Annotated in this window: 13 protein-coding genes; 6 read left to right on the top strand and 7 right to left on the bottom strand. The window is 45.8% G+C overall.

All coding sequences use genetic code 11. The features are described 5' to 3' along the window. The 4 genes from QZ942_RS03625 to QZ942_RS03640 form a co-directional block, all read right to left on the bottom strand. Nucleotides 1-316: formate/nitrite transporter family protein (locus QZ942_RS03625; protein WP_292993328.1), on the bottom strand; the 316-nt coding region annotated here is incomplete at its 3' end. 81 nt (nucleotides 317-397) lie between these two features. Next, on the bottom strand, nucleotides 398-1,609 hold the full coding sequence (gene hemW, locus QZ942_RS03630; RefSeq protein WP_292993358.1) for a radical SAM family heme chaperone HemW: 1,212 nt from the start codon (nucleotides 1,607-1,609) through the stop codon (nucleotides 398-400). 18 nt (nucleotides 1,610-1,627) lie between these two features. Beyond that, on the bottom strand, nucleotides 1,628-4,126 hold the full coding sequence (locus tag QZ942_RS03635) for an FtsX-like permease family protein (RefSeq protein WP_292993329.1): 2,499 nt from the start codon (nucleotides 4,124-4,126) through the stop codon (nucleotides 1,628-1,630). A gap of 62 nt (nucleotides 4,127-4,188) precedes the next feature. Beyond that, nucleotides 4,189-4,875: an ABC transporter ATP-binding protein gene (locus tag QZ942_RS03640; RefSeq protein ID WP_292993330.1), complete on the bottom strand. Its 687-nt coding sequence runs from the start codon at nucleotides 4,873-4,875 to the stop codon at nucleotides 4,189-4,191. Here QZ942_RS03640 and QZ942_RS03645 point away from each other — a divergent pair. Then, the gene (locus QZ942_RS03645) at nucleotides 4,874-5,518 is read left to right on the top strand and encodes an arylesterase (RefSeq protein WP_292993331.1); all 645 of its coding nucleotides are present in this window, start codon (nucleotides 4,874-4,876) and stop codon (nucleotides 5,516-5,518) included. The two genes, QZ942_RS03640 and QZ942_RS03645, sit on opposite strands and share 2 nt — an antisense overlap. 46 nt (nucleotides 5,519-5,564) lie before the next feature. On the opposite strand, the gene QZ942_RS03650 is transcribed toward QZ942_RS03645, so the two are convergent. Beyond that, nucleotides 5,565-6,578, bottom strand: a complete 1,014-nt coding sequence (locus tag QZ942_RS03650; RefSeq protein ID WP_292993332.1) for an RluA family pseudouridine synthase — start codon at nucleotides 6,576-6,578, stop codon at nucleotides 5,565-5,567. A 476-nt stretch (nucleotides 6,579-7,054) separates the two neighbouring features. On the opposite strand from QZ942_RS03650, the gene QZ942_RS03655 reads away from it, so the two are divergent. Further along, nucleotides 7,055-9,595, top strand: a complete 2,541-nt coding sequence (locus tag QZ942_RS03655) for an Rne/Rng family ribonuclease (RefSeq protein ID WP_292993333.1) — start codon at nucleotides 7,055-7,057, stop codon at nucleotides 9,593-9,595. A 42-nt stretch (nucleotides 9,596-9,637) separates the two neighbouring features. Here QZ942_RS03655 and polA read toward each other — a convergent pair whose 3' ends face one another. Beyond that, nucleotides 9,638-12,385, bottom strand: coding sequence for a DNA polymerase I (gene polA / locus QZ942_RS03660; RefSeq protein WP_292993334.1), 2,748 nt, complete (start codon nucleotides 12,383-12,385; stop codon nucleotides 9,638-9,640). A gap of 13 nt (nucleotides 12,386-12,398) precedes the next feature. Between polA and QZ942_RS03665 the strand changes: the two genes are divergently transcribed. From QZ942_RS03665 to QZ942_RS03680, 4 genes are all read left to right on the top strand, one after another. Then, entirely contained in the window at nucleotides 12,399-13,118 is a 720-nt protein-coding gene (locus tag QZ942_RS03665) for a TIGR00730 family Rossman fold protein (RefSeq protein ID WP_292993335.1), read from the top strand. Nucleotides 13,119-13,175: 57 nt separating this feature from the next. Further along, the gene (locus QZ942_RS03670; protein ID WP_366836020.1) at nucleotides 13,176-13,571 is read left to right on the top strand and encodes a DUF2782 domain-containing protein; all 396 of its coding nucleotides are present in this window, start codon (nucleotides 13,176-13,178) and stop codon (nucleotides 13,569-13,571) included. Nucleotides 13,572-13,649: 78 nt separating this feature from the next. Continuing rightward, the gene (locus tag QZ942_RS03675) at nucleotides 13,650-14,600 is read left to right on the top strand and encodes a homoserine kinase (RefSeq protein ID WP_292993336.1); all 951 of its coding nucleotides are present in this window, start codon (nucleotides 13,650-13,652) and stop codon (nucleotides 14,598-14,600) included. Nucleotides 14,601-14,644: 44 nt separating this feature from the next. Continuing rightward, nucleotides 14,645-15,619 (top strand): BPSS1780 family membrane protein, encoded by a 975-nt coding sequence (locus tag QZ942_RS03680; protein WP_292993337.1) that lies wholly within the window; start codon nucleotides 14,645-14,647, stop codon nucleotides 15,617-15,619. Between the two features lie 22 nt (nucleotides 15,620-15,641). Here QZ942_RS03680 and QZ942_RS03685 read toward each other — a convergent pair whose 3' ends face one another. Further along, nucleotides 15,642-17,843 (bottom strand): UvrD-helicase domain-containing protein, encoded by a 2,202-nt coding sequence (locus tag QZ942_RS03685; protein WP_292993338.1) that lies wholly within the window; start codon nucleotides 17,841-17,843, stop codon nucleotides 15,642-15,644. Nucleotides 17,844-17,897: the final 54 nt, after the last annotated feature.

The following is a 17,897-nucleotide window of genomic DNA, read 5'->3' on the forward strand; positions in this document are numbered from 1 at the left end:
CCCACGTCCAGTTCCTGAGCAAATGACTGAAGGGTGTTCTTTGATCTTTGACGGCGATCGGAATCAGTGCGAAATTGCCGGTTGCCAATTCCAATCCGAGCAGAACGATCATGACAAAGCCCACCGGAAACACCAGCGCACCGGCAATCCCCCATCCGGTTTGCGTTGCCGCCAGTATCGCCAGCGTGGTGGCATAACCGAGAAAAGCGCCTGCTAGAAAGCCGCGAATCAGTAACTGCTTGACCGGCAAACTCGCTTTCTTAGCACCCGCCTGTAACATGTTTTCGACAATTTCTTCCGGTTTCACGTACGCCACAGCATTGACTCCTTTTACACATAACTTCAAATCAGAAGTGTGCGATTTTAGCGCATAATCACGCTGAATCGATGACGAGCATTATTCCGGGTTTGGCGTTTCAGGTAAAAAAAGCTGCAGCAGATCGTTCAGAAATCGTCGGCCTAATATGGTGGGTTTAATGCGGTGATGATCGTGTACCAGCAAGCCGCGTTGCTCGGCCTCATCCAATTGCTTCTGAACGGCGGTAATCGATAGGCCGGTGCGTTCCTGAAACACAGCCGTTTCAAATCCGCCGGAGAGCCGTAGCGCGTTCATCATAAATTCGAAACCCCGGTCCGGGGGAGTCAGTATCTGTTGCGTCTGGATTAACGATTCTGCTGCTTGGGCTTTGACCAGATATTCCTTCGGCTGCTTAGTGCGCATCTGCCGCACAATCTTATCGGCGAAACTGATTTTGCTGTGCGCGCCCGCACCAATACCGAGATAATCGCCAAAAAGCCAGTAATTCATGTTATGGCGTGACTCCTTCCCTGCTTGCGCAAATGCGGAAGTTTCGTAATTCCGATATTGATGGCTCACGGTGATTCGTTCGATCACGTCCTGCATCCCTGCCGCTTGTTCATCATCGGGAAGATTGGGGGGAAAGCGGTGAAACAGCGTATTCGGTTCCAGCGTCAAATGATAGGCGGAAATATGCGTAACTCCGAGAGAGCACGCCATTTCAATATCAGCTTGCGCTTCTTCCAAGGTTTGCCCGGGCAATGCATACATCAGATCAAGATTGATATTGTCGAAATTCTTCAGTGCGATGTCCACCGCACGATGTGCTTCCTGATCATCATGCACACGCCCAAGCGCTTTTAAATGCAGCGCATTAAAGCTTTGTATGCCGATCGATAGGCGGTTGATGCCTGCGGCACGAAAATCGGCAAATTTTTGCGCTTCAAATGTTCCGGGGTTGGCTTCCAATGTGACTTCGGCAAAATGTTCCAGCGGCAACAATGTGCGCACCGCCGTCAATATCGTATCAATCGCTTGAGCGCTGAACAGGCTCGGTGTGCCGCCACCAAAAAATACGCTGCTAATCCGCCGCCCCCAAACATCTTGCAGAGCAAATTCGAGATCCCGGATTAGCGCTGCAACATACTCTTCCTCGGGTGCTTGGCTGCCCTCCCCGCGAATTTCATGCGAATTAAAATCGCAATAAGGGCATTTCTTCAGACACCACGGAAGATGAATATACAGACTCAGTGGCGGCAGTGATTTGAGATTTGGCGATTGCGAGCCGAGGATCGATGCCGGTGAAATCATCGAAGTCACGAAGCGTGATTAGCCAATTTTGCGTAAAGTTAATAACGGCGGACTGGATAATGCTGAGCGCGTACCCAATATACCAGCCACCAAAACACCGATCACGCCGATTGACGTACCAACCAGCCAAATCCAGGGATTAAACGTGTAGTCGAGATGCAAGACATGCTTACCAATAACATAACCAAGCACACTGGCACCGGCCGACGCAAACAATCCAGCCAATCCGCCCAAAATTGCAAACTCGGCTGCCCAGGCACGCGACAACTGTTCCCGTCTGGCACCGAGTGCCCTGAAAATGGCTGCTTCATAAATGCGTTCATCTTGCGTGGAGGCAATCGCTGCGTACAACACGGAGAAACCGGCAAGTACAGTAAACACAAAAACAAATTCAATTGCTTGCGAGACCTGATGGATCATTTGCTGCACCTGGTTGATAACGATTGCCACATCAACCACCAGAATATTCGGGAAGGTTCTGACCAGTTCATGCATCATAGCAATTTCTGCCGGCGGCACATAAAAACTGGTGATATAACTGACCGGGTAGTTATCCAGCAAACCGGGTGGCACAACAACAAAAAAATTGACCCGGAAACTATCCCAGTCCACTTTTCTCATGCTGGTGATCTTGGCTGAAAAAGGACTGCCCGCAATATCATAAGTCAGTTCATCACCTAGCTTGACACCGATTGTTTTAGCAATGCCCGCTTCAATCGACATAACCGCCTCGCTGCTATCCGCACTCCACCATTTTCCTTGAACGACCTGGTTATCCAACGTTTGCTGATTCGCCCAGGATAAATTGAATTCGCGCCGGATATGCCTTTCAGCATGCGGATCATCCGCATAATCCTCTGGCGACACATCCTTCCCATTAATCTTGATCAAACGGCCTCTTACCATCGGAAACACCGGCGGATGTTCAATGCCATATTGCTGGAAAAATTCCTCCAGCGGCTGCAATTGATCTGGTTGAATATTGACCAGAAAATGATTCGGCGCATCAGGCGGCAAGCTGGTGTGCCAATCGTCGATCAAATCATCCTGAATCAGCGTCAACACCAGCAATGCCATCAAACCCAATCCCAGTGCCACTGCCTGCAATACGCTAGAAACCGCGCGGCGGCTGATACTGGCCAAACCATAGCGCCAAGCTCCACCGGCTTGATGCCGGAAGCTCGATAATACCCTGATCAGTAACCAGCCCAGACAACCAAAAATGGCAATGGCTGAGACAAATCCAATGACAATGTAAAGACCCAGTTTCAGGTCTTGCGCTTTCCAGATAAACAAAAGCGACAGAGCTACCAATCCCAATAAATAGCCTGCTATGCTGTGCGCATTGGATAAGCCAATATCTCTGCGCAATACCCGCAATGCCGGAACACTACGTAAATTCAACACAGGCGGTAATGCAAAACCCAATAACAACACCAACCCTACCAGCAGACCTTGCAGTGCTGGCAACCAATTGGGCCAGGGTAATTCAGTATCAACGATACCGGTCAACCAGTGCGTCAGAATCTCCTGTGCCGCAAAACCAATCAGACATCCAATACTGCTAGCGAAAACACCCAATATAATAAAATAATACAAGTATAGATAAAATAGTTGTTTCTGACTGGCTCCCAAACTGCGCATCACCGCGCATCCATCCAGATGACGCTGGGTAAATCGGCGCACAGCCAATGCAATCGCCGCTGCTGCCAGAACCACACTGGCCAGAGCCGCCAGGCTTAAGAATTTTTCTGAACGTTCCAAGGCAGCTTTAATCTCAGGACGCGCATCCCGGATGCCTTCAATTCGCTGCGCCTTGGTAAGCTGAGGTTTCGCCCAATCACGAAATTGCTGCACCGCTTTTATTTCACCCGCCACGAGCAACTGATAGGAAACACGGCTGCCTTCCTGAATTAAACCGGTATCTGGCAAATCGGCTGCGTTGATCATGGCGCGCGCGCCCATATTGATGAATCCCACCGAGTGATCCGGCTCGCGCACGACCAGTTCGGTCACTGTTAACTGGATGTCGCCAACATCCACTGCGTCACCGCCTTTAAGATCAAGTCGTGTCATGACTTTTTCATCAACCCAGATGGCGCCCGGTTGTGGGATTCTGCCAGCCACTTGAATTTCTGTTGTTTCTGATGACCTGCTGGCCAGATGCACGCGCCCGCGCAATGGATAACCCTCCGTAATTGCCTTGATCTCGGTTAGCAGATTGTTCTCACCATTAGAAATCATACTGGGAAATTTAATCAGCGATGAGACGGATAATCCAAGCCGATTAGCTTCATCGGCATAAAATTCGGGTAAAGGTTTGCTCGAAATAACTAGTAAATCCGCACCCAGCAATTGATTGCTTTCACGTGAAAGTGCCAACTCCACCCGATCTGCAAAAAAACCTACGGTGGCCATTCCACTGACTGCGATAACCAGCGCCAGAACCAATACATTGAGTTCGCCTGCACGCCAATCACGGCACAGCATGCGGAAAGACAGCTTAAAATGATTCATGGAGAGAAATATTACCTTGTCGAAAATATAGGGTGAATATCAACAATGCTTAGCTTTGGTAACTATTGCACAAGCTTGCCATCCGCCAATCGGATTTGACGCGAACAACGCCGTGACAGCGCTTCATCATGGGTCACCAATACCAATGTCGTACCATGTTCACGATTAAGTTCGAACATGAGCTCAATAATTTGAATACCGGTGGCAGAATCAAGATTCCCCGTCGGCTCATCGGCCAGCAATAATTTGGGGTCCGTTGCAAATGCGCGTGCAATGGCAACTCGCTGTTGCTCGCCTCCGGATAATTGTTTTGGATAATGATGCAAACGCATCGACAACCCTACACGTTCCAGTAATCTCCTCGCCGTCGCTTCGGCATTGCTGGCTGCAGAAAGTTCAAGCGGCAACATCACGTTTTCAATCGCGGTCAATGCAGGAAGTAATTGAAATGACTGAAATACAAAACCCAGAATCTTACCGCGCAAGGCAGCCCGATTATCTTCATCCAAAGTGAAAATATCAATCGCATCCAGGTGAACTTTTCCCGAAGTCGGCAAATCCAATCCTGCCAATAGTCCTAATAAAGTAGATTTACCCGATCCGGATGCGCCTATAATTGCAACAGCTTCACCGGCGTTAACCTGCAAATCAATATCCTGCAATATGGTTAATTGCTTGTCACCGGTATTAACCTGCTTGGTGAGTGCCTTAGTCCAAAGAATGGGTTGTTTAACAAAGTTATCTGACATGAAAAATTTCCTGATTATTCTGACGTTTCTTCTTACATTCATTGCTCCTGCTACAGCGGCATCACCCAAAACTGTAATGGTTTTTGGTGATAGTCTTTCTGCCGGCCATGGCATACCAATCGAAGCTGGCTGGGTTGCGTTACTCACACAACGATTACAGTCTAAATTTGCTGATTATCAAATCATAAACGCAAGTATCAGCGGCGAAACAACGCTTGGGGGACGCAATCGAATTAAACAATCATTGGAAACACATCGCCCGGAGATTGTTATTCTTGAGCTTGGCGCTAACGATGGTTTGCGCGGTGCTTCTATAAAATCCATCTATGAGAATCTGGCAATTATTATTGAAATATGCCGGCAAAACAATTCTCTAGTCCTACTCGTCGGCATGCAATTACCTCCCAACTATGGCATGACTTATACACAAAAGTTCCAAGCCATTTTTCCACAATTGGCTGAAAACTATCAAATCAAATTAATACCATTTCTGCTGGCCGGTTTTGGCGATAAACACGAATTCTTTCAAGCTGACGGGATACACCCCAACGAAGTCGCACAGAAAAAAATTGTAGAAACTGTTTGGGAAGTTCTGCAAACCATGATTAAAACTGAACAAATCGCCGTTAACCCAGATATTTAGCCGCGCATTATACCACTTCGATTAAATCGAACCGAAAACTAAACGATCAAGGATTTTCCAGACCATCGATAAATTTCTGTAGATCTTTGGATAAAGGCGATTGCAGTTGCATACGCTCCTCCGTATTGGGGTGCGTGATTTGCAAGGTATGTGCGTGCAGAAACATTCGTGTTAGTTTGTCCTGTCCGCGGGTTTTGGCCAGTTGTTTATTGATCTCGAAATCACCATATTTATCGTCACCAATGATTGGAAACCCAAGATGCGCGAGATGAACACGGATTTGATGTGTGCGGCCGGTTTTTATTTCGGCATCCAGTAAACTGAAATTTTTCCAGGATTTTTGCAGCTTAAATATCGTGTGAGACAGCTTCGATTTACTATCGTCGTACTCACCGTTTGATACCGCAACACGCCGCTCACCGCCTGCCGTTACATACTTGTTAAGTGCCAGCTTAACGTGTTGCTTAGCGTTATGCCATTCCCCTTTCACCATCACCAGATAGTGCTTTTCCATTAAGCCTTCACGAACCTGCCGATGCAATTCAACCAGTGCACTACGTTTTTTTGCGAGCAACAAAACACCGGAGGTTTCTCTATCCAGGCGGTGCACCAGTTCCAGAAATTTCCAAGATGGATTTTGTGCACGCAATTGCTCAATCACGCCAAAGCCAATACCGCTCCCGCCGTGAACAGCCAATCCACCGGGCTTATCAATCACCAGCAGCACATCATCTTCATACAATGTCGTGAAGGTAAAAAAGTTTGATGGTGCAATTGCAGTCTGCCGGGAAGAATTTTTTTCCGTGATCTTGATCGGTGGAATTCGGACAATATCGCCCAATTGCAATCGATAACTAGCATTTATTCGTTTCCCGTTAACACGCACTTGACCGCTTCTTAATAGCTGGTACAGGTGGCTTTTGGGTACATTCCTGTATCGCTTGAATAAAAAATTATCAACCCGTTGGTCGTTTCCTTCCTCTTCAATACATTCTTTGATGACCGCTGCAATGGGTTGAATATTATTATTTAACTCTTTAATATTATGTGTAACTTTCAAGTTGATTTAAAGATTGTTGTGAAGAAATATAAAGATTTTGCTTATTGCATTTTAAGTATCTTTCTGTAAAAGCTAATATACTAGAATCGAAAAATGACATATTCTTTTTATAAGATACTGATTAGCAATCAAGGTATCCAGTAAGAAAGTTGTATCAACAAAAATTGACATAAAACAAAGTTCCGTTTGGAACTTTATGTAAAATCTGTTACCTTAAAGAGGGCTAATAAAACTTATAACTCGTGTATTAGAACAGAATAAATAGGTTTTATTCTGTTCCAGATTACAAAAACTTTCATCCAGAATAAATTAACATACTAAAATACATTAATAAAAAGAAATATATAATTGATTAATAAATATTATAATAAAACTATTAGACCCAAACCTCGTCATTACAACTACGTATGCCAAAAAAAACTATCTGAAGAATTTGTGGATAGTGTACCCATAAATAGAACACGTAAGGTTTGTAAATGAAACGAATGTTATTTAATGCGACCCAACCTGAAGAGTTGCGCGTTGCAATTGTCAATGGCCAAACATTGGTTGACCTCGACATTGAGTCAATCAGTAAAGAACAACGCAAAAGCAATATCTACAAAGCTGTTATTACACGAATAGAACCCAGTCTAGAAGCTGCTTTTGTAGACTATGGCTGCGAACGTCACGGTTTCTTGCCCTTCAAGGAAATTGCTCCTTCCTGTCTCAATGAAAACGCAGGGTCTAGCAATGGCCGTATCCAAGACCTTCTACAAGAAGGTCAGGAACTGATTGTACAAGTTGACAAAGATGAGCGTGGAACCAAAGGCGCTGCACTAACAACTTACATTTCGCTGGCTGGCCGATATCTGGTTTTAATACCCAACAATCCAAACAGCGGCGGTGTATCTCGCCGCATAACCGGTGAAGAACGTAATGACTTGCGTGATGTCATTGCTAAGCTTGAAGTGCCTGGAAGCATGAGTATTATTGCCAGAACTGCCGGGATAGGCCGAAGCACAGAAGAACTGCAATGGGACTTAAACTACCTGACACAGCTTTGGTATGCCATTGAAGAAGCGGCCAATAATCAGAATGGCGTTTTCCTGATTTATCAGGAAAGCAGTCTGGTGATACGTGCTATTCGTGATTATTTCAGCCAAGAGATTGGCGAGATTTTAATCGACAGCCGAGATATCTATGAGCAGGCCAGCCAATTCATGGTGCATGTCATGCCTGCCAATGTAGATCGTCTTAAATTCTATCACGATGATGTGCCGTTATTCTCACGCTTCCAAATTGAGCATCAGATAGAAACAGCCTATTCAAGACAGGTTTCGCTACCCTCAGGTGGCGCAATTGTTATTGATCATACTGAAGCACTGGTATCGGTTGACGTTAACTCAGCCCGCGCCATCCGCGGATTGGATATTGAACATACTGCATTGAATACCAATCTTGAAGCAGCGGATGAAATTGCACGTCAATTAAGATTACGTGACTTGGGCGGACTGGTCGTCATCGACTTTATCGATATGGATGTACAACGCAATCAGCGGGAAGTCGAAGCCAGATTACATGAAGCATTGCGCCAAGACCGGGCACGTATTCAGGTTGGGAAAATTTCGCGTTTCGGCTTATTGGAATTATCACGTCAACGTCTGCGTCCCTCGCTGGGTGAAAGTAACTATATTCCATGCTCACGTTGCAATGGAACCGGATTTATTCGCGGAACTGATTCCTCGGCACTGCATGTGTTAAGAATCATCCAAGAAGAAGCCATGAAAGAAAACACGAGTGCGTTACATGTTCAACTTCCGGTCGATGTGGCTACATATCTGCTCAACGAGAAGCGTGGAGAGATCTATGATATTGAGGTGCGGCAAAGAATTAATATCGTTCTGATACCAAATATCCATATCGAAACCCCTAACTACACCATCACTCGCATACGTCACGATGAAATAAATTCAAACGAAACGATAGCCAGTTATAAGCTGGTAGAGAAAAATACCGAGGAAAACAATCAGGTATCTATCGAACAGAAAAACAAGCCTGTCCGTCTTCAAGCTGCCGTTCAAGGCATAAAACTCGCGCAACCAGCACCCATCCGAGAAGAAAATTCATCACGTGACTCATCGCTTCTGGATAAATTTTTCAGTTGGTTTAAGCCAGCCAATACGGAAGAAATTAAACCCGATCTTGAAGAAAAAAAACAGACTGACATTGACAGAACTAAAGCACCACAGGACCGCGGACGTTCACGAAGCCGTCGCGGACGCAACAGAAATGAACGCACTAAAGATGTTTCTGCAAATCAAGCTAGACAAAGCGATTCGAGTGACTCAAGCAGCATTGCCAATGATCAGGATATTACAGTAACCGAACAGCCGAATCAGCGCACAGCGGTAACAGAAAGAAAAAACAATAAAAAGAAATTTGTTCAACCACCCGAACCGGATTCCGCGATAAGTATGCTGCCAGAGGATCTGTCGGCTATTGAACAAGAAAATCCTGAGAACCCCAATGTGAAGCCCGACGACCGCAGGCGTGCACGTCGGCATCGCGGCAATAAGAACAGAAATCCATCGGCGCATGCTAAAAATTCTATCGATGATCAAAATTTAGTAGCTGAAGAATCTCCAGACACCCCAATTGATAGCGAAAATTCTTCTGCGGATCTTCAACCGAATGTTGAGAAAATAATACCAATCAAAGAGAAGCCAGCGGTTGCGCCGCCAAAAAAACATTCCATCAAGAAAAAAGCTGCTGAAAAACCCGTTGAAATTCAGTCCGCTCCAATGACTATTGATGAGCAAGAACCGCCAGCCGCCGCAGCCAAATCGCCAGAACCCATTGCAGTTAAAGAACTGCCGGATTTTACAAAAAGCGGTTTGGTGATGATAGAAACGCCACCTGAAAAGGTAGAAATAGTTACCGAAGAAATTATCTTACCTAAGCGGCCGAGAAAAAGAATCAAAGAAGCTGTCGACGTGCAAGCTGAACCATTAATGCAAGTTGAAACGCGCGAATAATAAAGCGCCTGCATTAATTAACAGGCACATTTCACCTAACACCTAATGTGCCTGCTCCCAATTGTCGCCTACACCAACGTCTATCAACAATGGCACATCCAGCTGCAAAACATTCCCCATATATTCCGGCAACGAATTTTTTATTAATGCAATTTCATCATCCGGCACTTCCAGAACCAATTCATCATGCACCTGCATAATCAGCTTGCTACGTAACTGCTCCTTGTGCAGCCAGTTATGCACGGCGATCATCGCCAGTTTGATAATATCCGCTGCGGTTCCCTGCATCGGTGCATTGATGGCAGCGCGCTCCGCGCCTTGGCGGCGATTTCCATTGGCATTATTAATCTCGGGCAACCATAATCTGCGCCCCAGGACAGTTTCGACATAACCCAGTTGCCTGGCTTTTTCCCGGGTCTGCTGCATATAGCTTTCCACCCCCGGATACCGCGCAAAATATCGTTCCATATAAGCACGGGCCGCGCTACGTTCAATCCCTAATTGTGCCGCCAGGCCAAATTCAGACATACCATATATCAAACCAAAATTAATTACTTTGGCATACCGGCGCTGCTCCTGATCCACTTGTTCCAGCGGAATTCCAAATACTTCTGCGGCAGTCGCTTTATGAATATCCTCACCGGCTGCGAAAGCCTTCAAAAGACCCTCATCCTTAGAAATATGCGCCATAATGCGCAATTCAATTTGTGAATAATCGGCTGAAATAATCCGATGCCCCAGCGGCGCGATAAACGCTTCCCGAATCCTGCGGCCTTCGCTGGTGCGTACCGGAATATTCTGCAAATTAGGATCTGAGCTGGCTAAACGTCCTGTCACGGCGACCGCTTGTGCATAATTGGTATGCACCCGCCCGGTATTCCGATCTATCATCAGCGGTAATTTATCCGTATACGTCGACTTTAATTTGGCAAGACTACGATAATCGAGCAACAGTTTCGGCAAGGGATAATCCAGCGCAAGCTGCTGCAAGACATCTTCATCGGTAGATGGAACGCCAGTGGGTGTTTTTTTGATGATAGGCAATTTCAGTTGGGTAAACAGAATTTCCTGTATCTGCTTAGGTGAATTCAGATTAAACGGCTGCCCGGCGACTGCATAAGCCTGTTGCTCCAAAGCGTATAATTTCTCTCCCAATTCATGGCTTTGCTTCTGCAACAGTTTGTAGTCCAGCAAAACGCCGTTACGCTCAATCTCAAACAAAACATCCAGAATCGGCATTTCGATCTCACGATAGATATAATTCAACCGATCGTCACTTTGGATGGCAGGATATAAGGCCTGATGCAAGCGTAATGTGATGTCCGCATCTTCTGCGGCATACTGCGTTGCCACATCAATCGCCACTTCATCAAAACCGATGCGATTCACACCTTTTCCGGTAACATCGTCATAGCTGATTGTTTTAATATCCAGATGCCGTATTGCCATATTATCCATATTATGCGGGCGATGGGATTCCAGAACGTAAGACTGGAGCAACGTATCATGCACAATACCGTTCAATTGAATGCCATGATTGGCAAAAACATGCTTATCGTATTTTAAATTCTGACCCAATTTAGGTTTTGCCGCACTCTCCAGCCATGGTTTAAGTTTATTCAATGCTTCATCAAGCGACAGTTGCTGCGGCACACCGGTATAATTGTGCATCAGAGGCAGATACGCAGCCTGATGGCTTTCAATACAAAATGAAATGCCCACCAGCTTTGCCTGCATTGGACTTAAACTGGTCGTTTCACTATCCACGGACACCAATTGCGCAGTATCCAACCTGATTAGCCAATCATCCAGTTCGTCTTCTGTAAAGATAGTCTGATATGTTCCTGAATGCGTCTGAACGGCATCCCTGTTTCCATTATCCGCCGCCGATGCCGTTAGGTTTTCGTTGGAATCATCTGATTCCGGTTGATTTGCGTTACTTTGTTGCTGACGTAATTCACGTAACGATGCCTTCATATCCAGTTGTTCATAGAGCAGGATAAGTTGCCCGGTGTCCTGAGCCTTAGATGCAAGATCGGTGATCCTGACCGGCAGATCCACATCACATTTAATCGTAATTAACTGGCGCGCTGTATCAAACCAATCCAGTGCCTTACGTAGATTGTCGCCAATCGTTCCCTTGAATTCATCGGCATGCGCAATAATATTATCCAGCGATCCATATTCTGTGAGCCATTTGACCGCAGTCTTGGGTCCCACTTTATGCACACCCGGAACGTTGTCAGCCGTATCCCCTACCAACATCAGATAATCCAACATACGCCCCGGTGCTACGCCAAATTTTCCAACCACGCTCGCCTCGTCCAGCACTTCATTGCTCATAGTATTGACCAGCGTGATATTTGAATTAACCAATTGCGCAATATCTTTGTCACCGGTTGAGATGATGCACTGCATATCTGCCTCAACAGCTTGTTTGGCCAGGGTACCGATGACATCGTCAGCTTCCACACCATCAATAATCAACATTGGCCAGCCCATTGCGCGAATGCAGGCATGCAAAGGTTCAATTTGAACAGCCAGATCATGCGGCATAGCCGGTCTATGCGCTTTATACGCAGGATATAATTCGTCCCGGAAAGTTTTACCTTTTGCATCAAACACACACGCGCTATAATCCGCGTGGTAGTCCTTGTGCAAGCGCCGCAGCATATTGAGCACACCATGAATTGCACCCGTCGGTTCGTTGTTACGATTGCGTAAATCAGGTAACGCATGAAAAGCGCGATATAAATAGGACGAACCATCAACCAACAACAATGTTTTCATTTACAAATTTCCTATGAGCCTACGAGATAAACCGGCCACTCACTTATCTGTGGATAAACCCTGGTCAGCAAAAGAGTCATGGCGCCTGTTTGGAATTATGGCAGAGTTTGTTGAAGGAACAGAACGTCTGGATACCATTCAACCTGCTGTCAGTATTTTTGGCAGCGCGCGTACCAACCCCGACAACCCACACTATAAATTAGCCGAGCAAATTGCCAAACAACTTTCTGATGCCGGTTTCTCAGTTATCTCCGGTGGCGGGCCAGGTATCATGGAAGCTGCGAATAAAGGCGCTTACTTCGGAAAATCACCCAGTATCGGCTTAAATATTCAATTACCCCACGAACAGCATCGTAACGCTTACCAGGATATCAGCCAGACCTTCCGGCATTTCTTTGCGCGCAAATATATGTTTGTTAAATTTGCGACTGCTTACGTAGTGCTGCCCGGTGGTTTTGGAACATTGGACGAATTAATGGAAGCGCTGACACTGGTACAAACCGGAAAAACCCGGAAAATGCCCATCATCTTAGTCTATTCGGAATTCTGGCGCGGATTGCTTGACTGGTTCCAAAAGACATTAATCGCCGAAGGCTTTATCTCAGCGGAAGATATGAACTTAATTCAGATCATCGATGAACCCAGTCAGGTAGTTAATGCAATTTTTCAATATTATGAGACCAGTGGATTTGAACCCACTGCTGCTGAAAGAGAAATTCAGCTCAATCTTTAACTGTCGTCTACGATTTTAGGTAGAATACAAAATAATCCTGACCTACGGGTAATCAACATGTACCGACTTATCTTTATATTGCTGTTAAGTTCTACAATACCTGTTATGGCGCAAACTGAGCAGCCGAAACAGACGAAGAAATCTTCACAGCCGGATAATTTAATACCGTTGCCAGAAATTCCTGAATTACCCCGTGATTTGACCGATCCACCGCCACTTCCGCCCGATATTCAACCGGATCCTGAGCTGGAAACACAGGTTACCATTATCAAACGTGGGGAAGATACCATTGAAGAGCACCGAATCAATGGTGAGCTTCTCATGATCAAAGTTATCCCACGTATCGGCCCGCCTTATTACCTGAAAAAAAATCCCGGCAGAGGTTCGCACACGCATGCGGGTGAAGCAGGTATTGATGTTAGTCCACCAATGTGGCAACTGTTGAAATTTTAACTTTAATACAAAGCAGAACGTAATCCCATGAGATTCATCAGCGCTTACTTATTCTTCGTTTTTTTATCCTGTTAATTCATGTCTGTTTTCACACCAGTTACTGATAGCCAGCTCACGACTTGGTTAAAAGATTACGCGCTTGGTCAGCTCATCAACCTGCAAGGTATCTCCTCAGGTATTGAGAATACCAATTATTTTGTCACGACCACGCAAGGCAAGTTTGTATTGACCTTGTTCGAAAAATTAACCAGCCACGAATTACCTTATTATTTGAATTTGATGGCACATTTATCTCAGCATCATATCCCTTGCCCGGCTCCGATTCCCAGGTTGGATCACAGTCTATTAGGTAAACTGAACGGCAAACCGGCGACAATCGTTACCCGCCTGCCGGGACAATCATTAACACACCCGACCGCAGAACAATGTGCGGAAGTTGGTAGAGTACTGGCAAAAATGCACTTATCCGGAAAATCCTATCCCGGAAATATGAATAATCCACGCGGATTAGCATGGTGGCAAGCCAAAGTGCCTGAGATCTCACCATTCTTATCTGCGGATGAGAAATTGTTACTCAATTCGGAACTTGATTTTCAGTTAGCACAACAAACCACGACATTACCCAGTGGCGTTATCCATGCTGATCTATTTCGGGACAATATTTTGTTTACCGGCCAGAAAATTGGCGGTGTTATCGATTTTTATTTCGCCTGCAATGATACTTTTTTATATGACCTGGCAATTGTAGCCAACGATTGGTGCATGACTGAGGAAAAGATTTTGGACAGAATGCACACACTTTCACTCATTGAAGCCTATCATACGATTCGACCACTATCCGGTGCCGAGCAGGATGCCTGGCCTGCTATGTTGCGTGCAGGTGCGCTGCGTTTCTGGATTTCCCGGCTCTATGATTACCATTTGCCACGCCCGGGAGAACTGACACATGCCAAAGATCCCGCTCATTTTAGAGAAATATTGAAAAATCACGCGACAGATCCAGAAAAACTACGACAACTCTGGATATAAATAATAATTAAAACTGTTTATCGAACTTAACTGGAGAAACATCAATGGAAATTCATCAAGTCCACGGAAAACAGGGATTGCAATGGATCTTAAGCGGCTTCTATCTGTTCCGCAAAGCGCCGCTGGCTTGGGTATTTGTTTGCTTTACCTTGATGTTGATTGCGATGGCAATGTCGTTCATACCCTTGCTGGGAAAGTTTGTTTTTACATTAATTTCACCCGTTTTTCTGGCTGGAATCATGTTGGGCTGCAAGGATATGGAACAAGGAAAGCCGATTGAGTTGAAACACTTATTTGTTTCTTTCAGAACCAATCCGGCACCACTCATTACCATTGGCGGTATCTATCTGATCGGGCAAATTCTAATCATTGGCCTAGTGATGCTGATCGGCGGCTCTCAGATGTCGGATATGCTGTTATACGGAAAAAGAGTCGACGAAAGCGAATTAATGGGTGTAATGAGCAACATGCTCACATCTTCACTGATTGCATTAACCCTTTCCATTCCGCTGATGATGGCTTCCTGGTTCTCGCCCTTGCTGGTGGTATTCCATAATGTTCCACCGATTGTTGCGATGCAAAGAAGTTTTTTTGCCTGTCTGAAAAACTTCATCCCGTTCCAGTTGTATGGCGTTACGCTGATTGTGCTCACTGCTCTTAGCCTGATGCCTTATGGACTTGGGCTCGTTATCCTGATCCCCACTATTTTCACTTCAATTTATGTCAGTTACAAAGACATTTTTCTGGCCGAACCACTGCGCTTCAACAATGGCTTATCCGAACCAGATAATCAAAAAACAAACTGGACGAATGTTGATGAATCCTCGACAAAAGAAAATGAAACCAAAGCAGAACCCAATAGCACAGAAAATAAAACACTTAAGTTGAATGAAACAGTTCAGTGCGCGCAGTGCAATTTATCTGTGCCGAAAAATGAGGCGATTGAAGATCAAGAACGATTCTTTTGCAGCGAGGAACACCGTCAGCAGCATCAAGCTGCAGGAAAATCAGAGAAATGAGTCAAGAATTGGCGCTATCATACTAAACTACAGTCAACTTTGCGTACTCGAGCAACAACCATTTTATTCCGGCATGATCAAAATTGACCTGGACACGTGCTTCGCTGCCGCTTCCTTCATAATTGATAATGACACCCGCGCCAAATTTGGCATGTAGTACGTTCTGTCCGATTCTCCACGTACCGCTGGAAAATTTTTGCTGACTATAAGTTGTAGCTCTTGAGATGGATGTTGAGGTTTTATTACCAGTACTTGAATAGAATGGTTTCTGGTCAATTTTAGGCGTTGATTGCAGCCATTTCAAACAATTTTCCGGAATCTCATTCAGGAAACGCGATGCGATGTTATAACGGGTTTGGCCGTGCAGCATACGACTTTGAGCAAAACTGATATATAACCGGCGGCGCGCGCGTGTCATAGCCACGTACATCAGCCGTCTTTCTTCCGCAATGCCATTGATCTCATTCAGGCTGTTTTCATGCGGGAAAAGCCCCTCTTCCAATCCACTCAAAAATACGCTATGAAACTCCAGGCCTTTGGCGGCATGAACCGTCATTAGCTGCAGCGCATCCTGACCGCTACCCGCCTGGTGCTCACCGGCTTCCAGCGAAGCATGTGCAAGAAATTCTGCCAGACTGTCATCTTCAGCTTCGTGCACAAAACTGGTAGCCGCGTTAATCAATTCATTTAGATTTTCCAGTCTTTCCGCACTTTCTCGCTCTTTGGCATAATGCGCTAGCAACTCGCTGTGTGTCAGCATGTGTTCAACAATTTGCGGCAACGGTAACGTGCTGCAGCTTTGACGCATCGTCATGATCAAGTGAACAAATCCTGCAATGCCTTTTAAAGATTTGGGTAATTCTTGCACGATTGCTGCTTCACCGCCGCATTTCTGTAGTGCCGTAGCCCACAAGCTTCCGCCTTGCAATTTCGCATCATCCAGCAATTGCTCCAAACTACGCGCACCAATCCCGCGTGCCGGGAAATTAATCACGCGCAATAGCGCGCTATCATCGTCAGGATTGGCAATCAAGCGCAAATAAGCCAATGCATGTTTGATTTCCAGACGATCAAAGAAACGCATGCCGCCATAAACTCGGTACGATATGGCAGCATTAAACAAACTGTGTTCCAAAACCCTGGATTGCGCATTGGAGCGATAAAGCAATGCCATCTCTGACAAGGAAATGCCTTCCGCATGCAAGGTTTTGACTTCCTCAACAATAAATGCAGCCTCATCGAAATCATTCGGTGCATTATAAACACGTACTAGTTCGCCCTTCCCTTCGGCGGTCCAAAGATTCTTCCCCAAACGTTCGCTATTGTTCTCAATCAGTGCATTGGCAGCATCGAGGATATTGCCGTGTGAGCGGTAATTTTGTTCCAGCTTGATCACTTTGGAGATGCCGAAATCGCGCTCAAAATCTCGCATGTTGCCAGAATACGCGCCACGGAACGCGTAAATACTTTGATCGTCATCACCGACCACAAAGACTGCCGCGGCATTTTGGGTTCCCGTACCCGCCAGCAATTTGAGCCATTTGTATTGCAATGGATTGGTATCTTGAAACTCGTCCACCAGGATATGGCTAAAACGTTCCTGATAATGTTTGCACAGAATCTCATTGCGGCTCAACAATTCGTAACTGCGCAGCAGTAATTCGGGGAAATCCACCGCACCTTCCTTGTTACATTGCTGCTCATAAGCTTGATAAAACTCAAGCATTCTGCGAGAAAAAGCATCTTCCGCTACAACATAAGCTGCACGCAATCCGGCTTCTTTGGCATTATTGATAAACCATTGCACTTGGCGCGGCGGGAATTTCTTATCGTCGGCCGACAAGCTCTTCAAGATACGCTTAACTAAAGCCAATTGATCGGCGGAATCCAGAATCTGAAACGTTTGCACCAAGCCGGCATCCTGATAATGGGTACGCAGCATGCGATGACACAACCCGTGAAATGTCCCGATCCACATACCGCGTGTATTTATCGGCAGCATGGCGGTAATACGGGTCAACATTTCCTTGGCAGCTTTATTGGTGAAAGTAACGGCCAGAATACCGTGCGGATTGGCTTGCCCTGATTGGATCAGATACACGATCCGTGTCGTCAACACACGTGTTTTTCCACTGCCAGCGCCGGCCAGCACCAATACCGATTGATGCGGTAGCGTAATGGCTTCCAGCTGCTGTGGATTCAGATCTGATAGTAAGGAAGTCATGTTACGATTTTAACCAGGCCTTCCATGATCATACTGATACAAATTATATGAAAT

This window comes from Nitrosomonas sp. (assembly GCF_021731985.1).
Lineage (GTDB): Bacteria > Pseudomonadota > Gammaproteobacteria > Burkholderiales > Nitrosomonadaceae > Nitrosomonas.

What these genes read in the sequence shown, in the direction of transcription:
- hemW (WP_292993358.1), bottom strand. Translation starts at nt 1,609, where the DNA reads ATGATTTCACCGGCATCGATCCTCGGCTCGCAATCGCCAAATCTCAAA.
- QZ942_RS03685 (WP_292993338.1), bottom strand. Translation starts at nt 17,843, where the DNA reads ATGACTTCCTTACTATCAGATCTGAATCCACAGCAGCTGGAAGCCATT.
- QZ942_RS03640 (WP_292993330.1), bottom strand. Translation starts at nt 4,875, where the DNA reads ATGTCAGATAACTTTGTTAAACAACCCATTCTTTGGACTAAGGCACTC.
- QZ942_RS03675 (WP_292993336.1), top strand. Translation starts at nt 13,650, where the DNA reads ATGTCTGTTTTCACACCAGTTACTGATAGCCAGCTCACGACTTGGTTA.
- QZ942_RS03635 (WP_292993329.1), bottom strand. Translation starts at nt 4,126, where the DNA reads ATGAATCATTTTAAGCTGTCTTTCCGCATGCTGTGCCGTGATTGGCGT.
- QZ942_RS03680 (WP_292993337.1), top strand. Translation starts at nt 14,645, where the DNA reads ATGGAAATTCATCAAGTCCACGGAAAACAGGGATTGCAATGGATCTTA.
- polA (WP_292993334.1), bottom strand. Translation starts at nt 12,385, where the DNA reads ATGAAAACATTGTTGTTGGTTGATGGTTCGTCCTATTTATATCGCGCT.
- QZ942_RS03645 (WP_292993331.1), top strand. Translation starts at nt 4,874, where the DNA reads ATGAAAAATTTCCTGATTATTCTGACGTTTCTTCTTACATTCATTGCT.
- QZ942_RS03665 (WP_292993335.1), top strand. Translation starts at nt 12,399, where the DNA reads ATGAGCCTACGAGATAAACCGGCCACTCACTTATCTGTGGATAAACCC.
- QZ942_RS03655 (WP_292993333.1), top strand. Translation starts at nt 7,055, where the DNA reads ATGAAACGAATGTTATTTAATGCGACCCAACCTGAAGAGTTGCGCGTT.
- QZ942_RS03670 (WP_366836020.1), top strand. Translation starts at nt 13,176, where the DNA reads ATGTACCGACTTATCTTTATATTGCTGTTAAGTTCTACAATACCTGTT.